At 30.4% G+C, this 14,357-nt stretch carries 11 protein-coding genes; 5 read left to right on the forward strand and 6 right to left on the reverse strand.

The genetic code is table 11. The annotated features are described in order from the left end of the window. Positions 1-26: 26 nt before the first annotated feature. On the reverse strand, positions 27-479 hold the full coding sequence (gene bcp, locus KLA_RS06325; protein ID WP_013622294.1) for a thioredoxin-dependent thiol peroxidase: 453 nt from the start codon (positions 477-479) through the stop codon (positions 27-29). Between the two features lie 52 nt (positions 480-531). Between bcp and KLA_RS06330 the strand changes: the two genes are divergently transcribed. Next, a complete protein-coding gene (locus KLA_RS06330) occupies positions 532-1,194 on the forward strand; it encodes an endonuclease III domain-containing protein (RefSeq protein WP_034644610.1) in 663 nt (220 codons plus the stop codon). A 228-nt stretch (positions 1,195-1,422) separates the two neighbouring features. Here the strand turns inward: KLA_RS06330 and KLA_RS06335 are convergent, their stop codons facing one another. Further along, positions 1,423-2,004, reverse strand: a complete 582-nt coding sequence (locus KLA_RS06335) for an RNA polymerase sigma factor (protein WP_013622291.1) — start codon at positions 2,002-2,004, stop codon at positions 1,423-1,425. A 254-nt stretch (positions 2,005-2,258) separates the two neighbouring features. Between KLA_RS06335 and uvrA the strand changes: the two genes are divergently transcribed. Together uvrA and KLA_RS06345 are read left to right on the forward strand one after the other, a co-directional pair. Then, the gene (gene uvrA, locus KLA_RS06340; protein WP_034644611.1) at positions 2,259-5,036 is read left to right on the forward strand and encodes an excinuclease ABC subunit UvrA; all 2,778 of its coding nucleotides are present in this window, start codon (positions 2,259-2,261) and stop codon (positions 5,034-5,036) included. 118 nt (positions 5,037-5,154) lie between these two features. Beyond that, positions 5,155-6,363 (forward strand): hypothetical protein, encoded by a 1,209-nt coding sequence (locus KLA_RS06345; RefSeq protein WP_013622289.1) that lies wholly within the window; start codon positions 5,155-5,157, stop codon positions 6,361-6,363. Between the two features lie 62 nt (positions 6,364-6,425). Here the strand turns inward: KLA_RS06345 and KLA_RS06350 are convergent, their stop codons facing one another. The 4 genes from KLA_RS06350 to KLA_RS06365 all read right to left on the reverse strand — a co-directional run bounded on the left by KLA_RS06350 (position 6,426) and on the right by KLA_RS06365 (position 11,976). Beyond that, on the reverse strand, positions 6,426-7,895 hold the full coding sequence (locus KLA_RS06350) for a lipopolysaccharide biosynthesis protein (protein WP_034644612.1): 1,470 nt from the start codon (positions 7,893-7,895) through the stop codon (positions 6,426-6,428). Continuing rightward, positions 7,879-9,165: a glycosyltransferase family 4 protein gene (locus KLA_RS06355; RefSeq protein WP_034644613.1), complete on the reverse strand. Its 1,287-nt coding sequence runs from the start codon at positions 9,163-9,165 to the stop codon at positions 7,879-7,881. The genes KLA_RS06350 and KLA_RS06355 overlap by 17 nt, the downstream gene beginning before the upstream one ends. Next, entirely contained in the window at positions 9,165-11,603 is a 2,439-nt protein-coding gene (locus tag KLA_RS06360; protein WP_034644614.1) for a YfhO family protein, read from the reverse strand. Before KLA_RS06360 ends, KLA_RS06355 begins: the two co-directional genes overlap by 1 nt. Before the next feature lie 103 nt (positions 11,604-11,706). Next, on the reverse strand, positions 11,707-11,976 hold the full coding sequence (locus KLA_RS06365) for a DUF4834 family protein (RefSeq protein WP_013622285.1): 270 nt from the start codon (positions 11,974-11,976) through the stop codon (positions 11,707-11,709). 103 nt (positions 11,977-12,079) lie between these two features. Between KLA_RS06365 and KLA_RS06370 the strand changes: the two genes are divergently transcribed. Further along, positions 12,080-13,102 (forward strand): transporter, encoded by a 1,023-nt coding sequence (locus tag KLA_RS06370; protein WP_013622284.1) that lies wholly within the window; start codon positions 12,080-12,082, stop codon positions 13,100-13,102. A gap of 84 nt (positions 13,103-13,186) precedes the next feature. Then, positions 13,187-14,305, forward strand: coding sequence for a hypothetical protein (locus KLA_RS06375; protein ID WP_013622283.1), 1,119 nt, complete (start codon positions 13,187-13,189; stop codon positions 14,303-14,305). Positions 14,306-14,357: the final 52 nt, after the last annotated feature.

Genomic DNA, 14,357 nt, shown 5'->3' on the forward strand with positions numbered 1-14,357 from the left:
AATCTGTATCGATTATTTAGGACTAGTCATTCTAATATTTGTGCAGCGTGGTCTTTGGTTTTAACTTTATCTATAACCTTAGTTACTACTCCTTCTTCATTAATAATAAATGTTTTTCTATGAATACCATCATAAACCTTACCCATAAACTTTTTTGTGCCCCAAACGCCAAAAATATTTAATACAGTATGGTCTTCATCTGCTAATAAAGGAAAAGGAAACTCATACTTTGTTTTAAAATTAGATTGTCTTTTAGCAGAATCTGCACTAACTCCTAAAAGCTCATAACCTTGCTCTTGCAATTCTTTGTAATTGTCTCTTAAATTACAAGCCTCTGCAGTACAACCAGGTGTACTTGCTTTAGGGTAAAAAAATACAATTAACTTTTTTCCTTTATAATCTGATAAGCTTACAGCATTACCATCTTGATCTTTTGATGTAAAATCTGCTACTTTGTCTCCTACTTTTAAAGTATTCATAAGTAATTTATTTAAATTCGTTTTTTCTAATTTTTAGTAAAGCTAATCAAAAATGACCAAGGCAGAAAAAGTTACTTTTACAATAAACAAACTTAAAGAGTTATACCCAACAATACCAGTTCCTTTAGACCATAAAGATCCGTATACATTATTAATTGCTGTTTTAATGTCTGCACAAAGCACAGATGTACGTGTAAATAAAATTACGCCATTATTATTTGCAAAGGCAGACAACCCTTATGATATGGTTAAATTAACAGTAGATGAAATTAGAGAAATAATAAAACCAGTTGGCTTATCACCTATGAAAGCAAAAGGTATATATGGCCTATCACAAATGTTAATAGATGAGCACAATGGTGTTGTACCTAAAGATATGGAAGCTCTAGAAAAGTTTCCGGCTGTTGGTCACAAAACTGCTGGTGTTGTAGTATCGCAAGCCTTTGGTATACCTGCATTTCCGGTAGATACACACATACACAGATTAATGTATAGATGGGGATTTACAAACGGTAAAAATGTAACTCAAACAGAAAAAGATGCAAAAAGATTGTTTCCTAAAGAATTATGGAACGATCTGCATTTGCAAATTATTTGGTACGGTAGAGACTACTCGCCAGCCAGAGGTTGGGATTTAGATAAAGATATAATTACAAAAACAATAGGGAGAAAAACAGTGATTGAAGAATATTATAAAACCAAAAAGAGCCGTTAAGGCTCTTTTTTTAGTTCAAAATGTTTTCAAATTGCATCTCATTGTATGTAATTACATTCATCGATTTAGAATAATTCAGTAAAAACTGAACTGTACTTTTTGATGTTGCCATTATTGCACAAGAGTTGTTTTGTTGTTTAGAGTAAATTTTTTCCATATAAAATAGTATTGTTATAGTAAGATAACGCTACTATTTTAGATATATTATACTCTTAGGTTAAAAACCTATTAATTCGTTAAAACGATATTGTGCTTTTCTATTATTTTTCTCATATTAATTAAAGCATATCTCATTCTTCCTAATGCAGTGTTAATACTAACACCCGTATTTTCAGAGATTTCTTTAAAACTCATATCCTTGTAGATACGCATTAATAAAACTTCTTTTTGATCTTCTGGTAATTCCTCAATTAAAACTTTAAGGTCAGAATCGATCTGATTTTTTATTAATTGTTTTTCTGCGTTTAATTTATCATCACTTATTACAGAAAAAATATTAAAATCATCGCTACCTTCAAACATAGGCATACGCTTATTTTTTCTAAAGTGATCTATAATTAAGTTGTGCGCAATTCTCATCACCCACGGTAAAAACTTACCTTCTTCACTATAAGAACCCTTTTTTAAAGTTTTAATCACTTTTATAAAAGTATCTTGAAATATATCCTCAGTAATGTCTCTATCTAATACTTTAGAATAAATAAAACTACTAATTCTTTGGTTATGTCTGTTTATTAATACTTCCAAAGATTTTTCATCTCCGTTAATATACTTTTTTACTAATACTGAGTCTTCAATTTGTAGATCCATTTCGAGTTACTTTTTTTGGTTATTTAATGCGTACCCCTTCCCTATATGGGAATAAGTTCATTTAATAGTGTTTAATAATTTTAAAAAAGTAATGTTCGCTATATAGGCCTATAAGTTTAATTACACTTCAAATATATATAAAATAAGAGGTTCGCAAAAAATCTATGTTGTGATTACCCCTATTTTTGATGTAAAAGCGTCTTTTATGGTTATTAAAAGGTACAAATTGTATCTTTACAGTATTAATTACGGATATGAATACACTTTTAGACGTCGACCCAAAACACAATATAATTATTAAGGGTGCTAAACTCCACAACCTCAAAAATATAGATGTTGTAATTCCTAGAAATAAACTTGTTGTTATTACAGGTTTATCTGGTTCTGGTAAATCTAGCCTTGCTTTTGATACACTTTATGCAGAGGGCCAACGTAGGTATGTAGAAAGTTTATCTTCATATGCACGCCAATTTTTAGGTAAATTGGACAAACCTAAAGTAGACTATATAAAAGGTATAGCTCCTGCAATTGCTATAGAGCAAAAAGTAAACTCTACAAACCCACGTTCTACTGTAGGTACTACAACAGAAATTTATGATTATTTAAAGCTATTGTATGCTAGGGTTGGTAAAACCATATCTCCAGTATCTGGTAAACAGGTAAAAAAACATACTGTTACAGATGTTGTTAACTATATTAAAGAGTATAGTAGTAATACCAAGCTATTATTATTAGCACCTATTAAGGTAAAAGAAGACAGGGAGCCTTTAAAAGCTTTAGAAATGTTTTCTAAACAAGGGTATGCCAGAATAAAACACAAAGGTAAAGTTATACGTATAGATGATTCTATTACTCAAATGGACAGAGAGTTTTATTTGGTGGTAGATAGAATTATAACTAAAGATGATGAAGATTTTTATAATAGATTAGCAAATGCTGTTGATACTGCTTTTTTTGAAGGTGAAGGTAATTGCATTATTGAAGAGTTGGAAACAGGTAAACAAACTCCTTTTAGTAATAAGTTTGAACTAGACGGCATTAAATTTATAGAGCCAAACGTACACTTGTTTAGTTTTAACAATCCCTTTGGAGCTTGCCCAACCTGCGAAGGTTATGGTGATGTAATTGGCATAGACCAAGATTTAGTTGTGCCAAATACTGCTTTGTCTGTATATGAAGGTGCTATTTTTCCTTGGAAAGGAGAAAGTATGGGCAAATATAAAGATGAATTTATAGCTGCTTCTTATAAGTTTGATTTTCCTATACATAAACCTTGGTTTGAGTTAACAGATGAGCAAAAACAATTAGTTTGGGATGGTAATAAATATTTTACTGGCTTAAACAAGTTTTTTGCAATGCTTGAAGATAAGAGCTACAAAATACAAAACCGAGTAATGTTATCTCGTTACAGAGGTAAAACAAAGTGTGGTACTTGTAATGGCAAACGTCTACGCCCAGAGACAGATTATGTAAAGGTTAATGATAAATGCATATCAGAACTAGTAGAACTACCTATAGATACACTAACAGAATTTTTTAACTCGGTTAAGCTAAGTAAACATGATGCACAAATTGCAAAACGCTTGTTGGTAGAAATAACTACAAGACTTAGTTTTTTAAACAAAGTTGGATTAACTTATTTAACACTAAACAGAAAATCTAATACCTTATCTGGAGGTGAGAGTCAGCGTATAAATTTAGCTACATCTTTGGGTAGTAGCTTAGTTGGGTCTATGTATATATTAGATGAGCCAAGTATTGGCCTGCACCCAAAAGACACAGAAAACTTAATAGATGTTTTAAAGTCTTTACGTGATTTAGGTAACACTGTTATTGTAGTAGAACATGATGAGGATATTATGAATGCTGCAGACCAAGTTATAGATATAGGTCCGGAAGCTGGTACGCACGGTGGCCAGGTTGTTGCTAATGGTACAATTACAGATATTTTAAAATCATCCTCATTAACCGCAAGTTACCTTAATGGGAAAAAACAAATAGAGGTTCCTAAAAAAAGAAGAAACTTTACCAATTTTATTAGAATAAATGGTGCTAGAGAAAACAACTTAAAAAATATAAATGCAACTTTTCCGCTTGGCATACTAACCGTAGTAACTGGCGTATCTGGTAGCGGAAAAAGTACGCTGGTAAAAAAACTACTCTATCCTATAGTATTAAAGGAAATTGGAGGCTATGGAGAAAAAGCCGGACAATTTACTTCTGTAGAAGGTGAATTTAAAGATATTAAAAATGTAGAGTTTGTAGATCAAAACCCCATAGGTAGGTCTTCTAGGTCTAACCCTGTAACTTACATAAAGGCTTATGATGATATTAGGGCATTATTTGCTGCGCAAAAATTAAGCAAACTTAGAGCGTACCAAGCAAAACACTTTTCTTTTAATGTAGACGGGGGCCGTTGTGAAAAATGTAAAGGAGAAGGAGAAATAACTGTAGAAATGCAGTTTATGGCAGATGTACATTTGGTTTGTGACGCTTGTAATGGTAAACGTTTTAAAAAAGAAGTATTAGAGGTTAAATTTCAGGATGCAAGTATAGATGATATTTTAACTATGACTATTGATGATGCTATTGCATTTTTTGAAGAGCATCAACAAACAAAAATAATGAACAAGCTTAAACCTTTACAAGATGTTGGTTTAGGATATGTAACTCTTGGGCAATCTTCCTCTACTCTTTCTGGTGGTGAAGCACAGCGTATTAAATTAGCTTCGTTTTTAGTAAAAGGCAAAACAACTAACAAATCTTTATTTATTTTTGATGAACCTACAACTGGTTTACACTTTCATGATATTAAAAAATTACTAAAATCATTTAATGCTCTTTTAGCAAAAGGCCATTCTGTAGTTGTTATAGAACATAATATAGACCTTATTAAATGTGCAGATTTTATTATTGATTTAGGGCAAGAAGGAGGTACAAAAGGCGGTGAGCTAATTGCAGAGGGAACTCCAGAACAAATTGCAAAAAGTAAAAAATCTTTTACAGCTAAATATCTCAAAGAAAAACTATAACCTTATTTTACATTGATTATCAGTTAGTTAAGTATGTAAACTGTTTTTTGGCACGCTGTTTGTAATATAAATATCAGAATGTAAATAGTTGCATTCAGAATTTATAAAACCTTATAGTATGAAAAAATCAGTACTACTTTTTACAGCTCTTTTAATAGGTACATTTAGTACAATGGCTGTAACTACAGAAAACACAGAGAATAAGGTTGCAAGCAGCAATACTTTTAGACAAAACAATTCTTTCATCTTTGTAGAGAACGGCGTAACATTTTCAGTTTTCCCTGATGGTGAATTTGATTTCTTTATTGATAATAGAGTAAATGTAAATGCTAATATAAATTTAGGAAGAAACGCAAATATTACATTTAATACAGGCTACAATTATAATGCATATGTACAGTATGATGATTATGGAGCTGTTATACAAGTAGAAAATGTTCCTATTTATTATGACTATTACGGTAGAGTTGAGCAAATTGGAAACATAAACATTAACTACAGAAACAATAGAGTTCATAGGTTAGGTGGTATGTATGTATACTACAATAATAGAGGATTTTATGATTACCATAGAGGTTACATAAATAGGTACAACAGAAATTATACATTTAGAGCTTACCACAACTATTTTCATAGACCAGCTGTTAACTTTTGTTTAGTACAACCAAGACCGTACAGAAGATATTATGCTCCTGTTAGATATACTTATTACAGACCTTATAGAAATAACTATAGAAAATCTTATGTAAGAGTTGGTAAGTCTTATAAAAATAACAACAGAAATAATTACAGATCTTCTAAAGTTTATAGAAATGATAATAGAGTAACGCAAAGAAGCAACAGAACTGTTGGTATTTCTAGAACAAACTCTAGAGCTGTTGCACAAAACTCAAGAAAAAGTAACAGAACTGTTATAGACAGAAATAACAGAGCTAATACTAGATCTACAACTGTTACCAGAACAAGTAGTAGAAACCCTAACACATCTAGATCTGTAACAAGATCTACAACATACAAAACTCCTGCAAAAAGCAGAACAAATAGCAGAGTTGGTAATACAAGAAGTACTACAAGTAGAAGTACTGCTAAAACACCAGCAAGAACCACTACTAAAAGAACTACAACGGTTTATAAAAAACCACAAAGTACAAATAGTAGAGCAACAAGAACTACTACCAGAACAACTAGAAGCGTAACAAAAGCTCCTAGCAGAAGTAGTTCTTCTAAAAGTAGAGTTGCAACAAAAAGTAGCTCTAGAACGTCAAGTAAAGCAAAAGCTCCTTCTAGATCTAGTAGAACTAGCTCTAGTACAAGAAGCAGAAGATAATAAAGACAGTTTTTTAGGTTGTTAGTTGTTAAAGTCCTTGAAGAATTTATTCTTCTGGGGCTTTACTTTTTTGTTTCCTTTTTACTTAGGTAAGAAGACACTATACTATACACATCTTCTGAAACTCTGAGTTTATAAAGTACAAAAATATAAACAACTCCTATAAATATACTTTTTATAGCAATATTTAATATAGGATGAAAATTAAAGTTTATAAAGAAAAATACCCCACCTAATAAACACAGTAATAATAGTACTTTTAAAGTGTCTAAAGTAAACGGATGCATTTTAAACTTAGCGTATACATAACCAATTTTTACTGTATTAAAACTTGCAATAGCTATAAACGTTGCCCACGCAGCACCACCTAAACCATAAGCAGGTATTAACATATAGTTTAAAAGCACTACCACTATTGCTAACAAAACGCCCATTACCAAAATTGCTCTGTAATAGTCAGAATTAAAAAGAATAGAATTACTATTACCCAAAAGAGCATCTAACACTTTTGTTAAACCTATTAAAAATACCACTAACATTCCGCCTCTGTAGGCAACTGGCATTAATTTGTATAATTCTTGTAAGTTTAAAATAATCAACAAAAAAATAATTCCGGATATTATAAATAATGTTAAAGATGATTTCTTATACAATTTACGAAGCTCTGGTTTGTCTTTACTGTTTAATAATTTAGCAGTTAACGGATGTGTAATTTGGTGCATAGCTCTAGAAGGTACCGTAATTACAGTTGCAATAAATACAGAAACTCCATAAAAAGCAACATTTTCTATTGCTAAATATTGATTTAGCATAAACTTATCTATCTCTAAAAGTATTACAGCTGCAGAACCACCTAATATTATAAGAGCACTGTATTTTATAATTGAACTATAATTTTTAGGCAATCTAAATTTTAAACTTGGTATTTCTAAACTAAAGGCATAAAGTTTCATTACAACCATACGTAACACATAAACACCAACCAAGGACTTTAAAAATAAATCTACAGTTATTACATTATAATGTACCAATACAAGTAAAATAGCAATACATAGTCTTCCAAAAACTTCTTTCATAAAGTTTCCAAAAACAGATTTCATATGCACTTTTACCCAAGAGTAAAATATTTCAAAATAAGACATTGCCAGTCCCACAAAATAAATGTACCAAACATACCCTTTGACCTCTTCGTTTTTTTCTGCTAAAAAATCGCCTATAAAATCAGTACCAAAATAACTAAACAGTGTAAATGGTATAATTGTAAGTAATGGCAAGTACAACATTAAGTTTAAAAAATACTTAACATCATCACTATCTTTATAACTACTATAAAATTTTACTAACGTATTTTGTACTCCAAAAGTTAACAATGGCATTAATAAAGCTGCTGTAGCAAGTATAACTGTAACTAAACCATAATTTTCTTTAGTTAAAAAATTGGTATATAAAAAAAGTGTATTAATAGCACCAATACCAAACCCTACAAAGGTTACTATAGTATTACTAAATGTTTGTTTAAATACAATACCCATATAAATGATTGGCTAATTTAGCTGTACGCTCTTTTCTACTATACGTATTTATATTAGTAGAATATACACTTAATTCTTTTGTTTGGTATTTAAAAAACCAATCTAAAAGTAAACTTTTTATGTTAGATGTATCATTATAATTAAAAGCAACACCTGTATTTGTCTCTTTAATTATATTACTCACCTCCCAACCTTTTGGTCCTATTGCCAAAATTGGTCTTTTTGCTCGCATATACTCAAATAATTTACCCGCAATAATACCTACTGTATCTGGTGAATTTATTTCTGAAAGTAATAGTACTTGTGATTTTTCTTGATACTTTAATGCTTCAGTATGTGATACGTAACCAATTAAATTTACGTAAGACTTTAAATTGTATTTGTATATTGTTTGTAACACATCTTCACTTACAACACCAATAAACTGTAGCGATAAACTATTTCTAAAAGCTTCATTTTCATTACACAATTCTTCTAATGCAAGCCATAAATTCTCAGGATTTCTACCCGTAAGCAAAGATCCTATATGAGAAATGGTAAACTTATCATCTAAAGCCACGTCACTAGCTATATCACCATCAAATCCATTTGTTATCACTTCTATAGGTTTATTGGTAATATTTAAAAATTCGTTTTTAGTTGTTTCACTAGTAACCACAATACTATCTGCGCTATTTAAAACCAAATGTTCTAAATACTTATGCTTTTTAGCAGATGCTTTACTTAAACGTAATTTTTTATGGTATCCAATAGAAGTCCAAGGATCTCTAAAATCTGCAACCCAGCTAACACCTAACTTCTCCTTAAGTTTAAGGCCTATTAAATGCATACTGTGTGGTGGGCCAGTTGTTATTATTGTATTTATATTTTCTTCTTCTACTACCTTAGTTAAATAATTAACAGAAGGTTTAACCCAATTTTTACGAGCATCAGGTATAAAAAAATTACCACGTACCCAAAGCAAAATTTTTTCTGTCAAAGATTGATTTTTACTTTGTATTAAACCTGAACTTATTTTTTTGGTTTTATTTTTTGATAAAAAACTTGCCAAACCATAAGGCTCATTAATTTTTTGCTTGTAAATTTTTACATCTTTTGGAATTTCATTTACAAATGATGCATCTATTATAGGATAATTAGGATTTTGTGGTACATACACCACTGGCTCAATACTATAATCTTTTAAATATTTTACAAATTTAAGCCAACGTTGTACACCTGGCCCACCAGCTGGAGGCCAATAATAAGCTATAATGAGCACCTTTTGCATTAGCTATTCTCTTTTTTAGCTGTTGGTTTTTTAAAACTATATACAATACCTCCTATAACTATTAACGCCAAAAGAATATTACTTGCTAGTGCTATTTTACTTCCTTTTTTAACTACTTCAGGTTCAAATTTAAATTCAATTTTATGTTCACCTGCAGGAACTTGCATTGCCCTAAGTGTATAGTTAACTTTAAAGTAACTAGACTTTTTTCCATCTATATAAGCATTCCATCCATTTTTATAATACATTTCTGAAAACACAGCTAGTGCATCAGAATTGGTAGTAGATGTGTAAGTTAAATGGTTAGGCTCATAGTTATCTAAATTAATAGTAGCTGTAGAATCTTTAGTAAAAGTGAACTTAGATAACGAAGGAAACTCTGTTGTATTAACCACAGCATCTGTTTTAATATTTAAACTATCTAATGCCATAATTTCTTCATTAGCCGAAGATACTTTTTTAAGGTTCTGCACAAACCAGGCATTACCCATTGCATTAGGGTTTACTGCTGGGTAAGTACGTCCTTCTTCATCTTCCTGAATAACATATTTAACGTTAAGCATACTTAAAACCCTAACATTATTTTTGTAAATATAAAAATCAAACAAGTCTTGCATAGTAGCGGGTTTAGCTCCATGATAACCACCAATAGAATTATGGTAGTATGATGTGCTTGCTCCGTTTAAACCTTCTCTTGGGTTATAAACGCGGTATACAGAAGTATCTTGATTAATTTGTTTATCTGTATTTGTTAAAGGAAATGGTTGTTCCATTTGTCTAGCGTGCACAAAATCATCTTCTGTAACATATCTTTTAGCTACAGGTACCAAATCTGCTAAAATTAACACACCTATTACCGCTATAAATACATTATTTTTTAACCTTTTATGTATAAATAAAGACAATGTAGCTGCTGTAAGTAACACATATATTAAAGAACGTAAAACATCACTTGTATAAGCCTCTTGGCGGTCTAACTTTATCATTGTTAATACTTCATCTCCAAAGTATTTTCTGTAGCTATCATCGCTTAAACCATCAAAAGTAAAAACACCTTTAAATACAAATAAAAGTATTAACGTACCCAAAACTATCCCAGCACTTATAAGCAATGGCATATTGTACTTTGCCTTATTCTCCTTTTCTTTAAACAAGGTCATTAAAGCTAAAACACCAAGTAGAGGTACGCATAATTCTAAAACTACTTGTATAGATGAAACTGCTCTAAATTTATCATACAAAGGAAAATTATCTATCATAAAATTGGTTAAACCACTAAAGTTTTTACCCCAAGAAAGTACTAAAGACATTACAGCTCCTGCTAAAAGCCACCATTTTACTTTTCCTTTTACTATAATTAAACCTAAAATAAATAAGAAAAATAATACTGCTCCTACATAAGCTGCTCCAGAAACACCTGGTTGGTCTCCCCAATACAAAGGCAAACCCTCTGCAAAATCTAACGCTTGTTTTCTAGATAATCCTTTACGAACTAAAAACTCATATGTTTTAGATTCCTCTCCTAAATTTTCAGAATTAGACCCTCCAAATAATCTTGGCACAAATATGTTTAAAGACTCTGCTATTCCGTAACTATATTGTGTAATATACTCTTTATCTAAACCTCCAGTATTTTCTCTTTCAGAGCCATCATTATTAATAGTTAAATTAGACACTCCCCTAGTGCTCCAGTCAGAGTACTCTTTTGTAGCCATTAAATTAGTAGCATTGGTTGCAATACCTATTAATACTGCAACAAAAAGCAAGCCTACAGAAACAAAATAATGTTTTAGTTGTTTTTCTACAATAGCATAAACCAAATAAATAACACCTAATATTAAAATTAGCAACATAAAATAATAGGTCATTTGGTAGTGGTTGGCATTAACCTCTAAAGCCATTGCAAATGCTGTGAGTATAAATCCTAAAATGTATTTTTTTCTAAACATTAAAATTATACCGCCTAATAACATTGGTATATACCCCAAAGCGTGTGCCTTTGCATTATGGCCAACACCTAAAATTATAATTAAATACGTACTAAAACCAAAAGCCAATGCACCAACAACGGCCAACCTATAATCTACTTTTAGACAACATAATAAAATATAAAAACCTAAAAAGTATAAAAATAAATAATCTGCTGGTCTAGGTAAAAACCGTATTAATTTGTCTAACTTTTTTATGTAATTATGAGGGTAATTAGCTCCTAACTGATATGTTGGCATACCACCAAAAGCACTGTTTGTCCAATAAGGCTCTGTATTTGTTTTTTCTCTAAAATTATTTTGCTCTTTTGCCATTCCTGTATACTGGGCAATATCTGACTGAAATATTTTTTTACCCTGTAAAACAGGAGTAAAATAAGCCAAAGAAGCAACTACAAATAAAACAAGAACAAAAAAGTTGGTTAAAACAGATCTAAAATTAATTTTCATTATGTTGTTGGTGTTGTATTAAATTTTCATACGTAAGTTTAGCAAAATAAGCATTTTTTGGTTGCCTAAACTCTAAACTTAATAAAGGTTGGTTGTTATTTTTTTATTCTACTTCTTCAAAATCTATATACTCTCCTACTTTTTTAGAAGGGTTAGATTTAAACTTAGTCTTATTTGTTTTTGAAGAAGACTCATCTGTTGTATTAGTATATCCCTGATTAGGGTTTTGCGCAAACTCTTCAAATTTTTTCTTTAAATGTTCTTCAGTTTTTTTAGCTGCATAATTCATCATTTTAGGCGCATACAAGCGTATCAAAAACTTTAATAGGTAATAAACCGCAACAATTACAAGAATAGCTATTAAAAAATCCATATTTGTTCTAAAAATTTATATCAAAAATACAATTCTACCGTTGTATATAAAGATTATATCTCTTAAAATAATAATAAAAGTATATTTAGGTAAGCTTACAGGTATGAAAAAATTAAAAAATATATTCTCTTTATTTCTTTTTACACTTCCATTTTTAGGACTTTCACAATACACAGACGTTATAAACTCTAACAGACCAGGACAATCTGTAAGTGCATATGCAATTGGCACAGGAGTTTTACAGGCCGAAGCCGGAATGTCTTACGAAAAACAAAGTCATAACACACTAAAAACTGATTCTAAATTACTGGGAGTAGATTTAGCTTTAAGGTATGGTTTGTTTTTTGAAGAATTAGAAATTATATATGAAGGGACATATACTAATGAAAACAGAACATATTCTACCATTGGTTTTCCTGATCAAAAGTATACAGATTTTAAAAGAAATAGAATTGGATTAAAATATTTAATTTTTGACCCTTACAAGAGTGAAGAAGCAAACAAGCCAAATTTATATAGCTGGAAAGCTAATAACACATTTCAGCTAAAAAATTTAATACCTGCAATATCTGTTTATGCAGGTGCCAACTTTGTTTTGGGTGACAATCCATACTACCCTGGTGAAGCTACAGTATCTCCAAGAGGTATGATTGCTACACAAAGTAGGCTTTCTCCAAAATTTGTGCTTATTACTAACGTTGCTTATGACCGCATAGGAACAGATTTTCCTGAATGGAGCTACATTGTTTCTTTATCTCATGCATTTAGAAACCCTAAATGGAGTGTTTTTGCAGAAAACCAAGGTATTAAAAGCGACAGATATTCTGATGTAATTTTTAGAGGTGGTACTGCTTATTTAATTGATGAAAATATGCAAGTAGATTTACATTTGGGTGCCAATATAAAAGATACTCCTACCCGCCTATTTTTTGCTGCTGGTTTTTCATATAGGTTAGATATGCATAAAGATAAAGTAATTGCTATTGAAGATCAGAATGCAACAACTAAGGATGGAAAAATTAGAAAGAAAGACCTTAAAAAGAAAAGAAAACAAGCAAAAAGAGATGCTAAAGGAAAAAAAAGCAAGAAAAAGAAATCTAAAGATGATGAACCTATAGATTTTTAAAAACAACTTCTAATTTTTACAAGCTTAAAACTTTCTCTTATTAATTAATATCCCTAATATTGATGTAGAAAAAGATATTAGAATATGATTACCATTGTTGAAGCTAAAACCAAAGCAGAATTAAAGCAATTTGTAAAATTTCCGTTTAGTATATACAAAAATTCACCTTACTGGGTGCCACCAATTATTAATGATGAATTAGATTCATTTAATAAAGACAAAAATCCTGTTTTTAAAGATGCAGAAGCCTGGTTTTTATTAGCTTACAACGGACCTAAACTTGTAGGTAGGGTTGCTGCAATAATTAATTGGATAGAAATTAACAACCAAAAAGTTAAAAAAATGCGCTTTGGTTGGTTTGATTTTGTTGATGATACAAACGTATCTGAGGCTTTACTAAAAAGGGTTGAAGAAATAGGTAGAGAGCACAAATTAGAGTTTATGGAAGGCCCCGTTGGCTTTTCTAATTTAGATAAAGTAGGTGTTGTTACAGAAGGTTATGACCATATTGGTAGTATGATAACTTGGTACAACCACCCCTATTACGTTAAACATTATGAACGTTTAGGTTTTGTAAAAGAAAAAGAATATTTAGAAAATAAATTTCCGTTTGCCAATGCCAAACCAGAATTTTTTGAAAGAATACAGGGTTTAATAAAAAAGAGATACAACCTAAGAGAAATAAATTTTACAAAAACTAAAGATGTAATGCCTTTAGCAGATAAAATGTTTGATTTGTTTAATGAGTCTTACGCTTCCTTATCTTCTTTTGTCCCTATAAACGACATACAAAAAGAACACTTTAAGCAAAAATACATAAGCTTTATTAACCCAGAGTACATAAAATTTGTGGTAGATAAGGATGATAATCTTGTTGCTTTCTCTATAGTAATGCCTTCTTTTTCTAAAGCATTACAAAAATCTAAGGGGAAATTATTTCCTTTTGGCGCTTACCATTTACTTAAAGCTAAAAAACAGAGTAAAGATGTTATTTTTTATTTAATTGGTGTACACCCAGAATACCAAAATAAAGGAGTAACAGCTATTATTTTTAATGAATATTATAAAACATTTAAAGATAAAGGTATAGAAAATTGCATAAGAACACCAGAGTTAGAAGAAAATACCGCTATTAGACAGCTTTGGAAAAATTTTGATCCAAAAATATTTAGAAGACGCAGAACATACCGCAAAAACTTATAGACTAAAAAACCCAAGCATAATTTGCTTGGGTTTTTTAATATAAAATAAAAAG

It is taken from the genome of Cellulophaga geojensis KL-A (assembly GCF_000568425.1).
In the GTDB taxonomy this organism is placed as follows: Bacteria; Bacteroidota; Bacteroidia; order Flavobacteriales; family Flavobacteriaceae; genus Cellulophaga; species Cellulophaga lytica.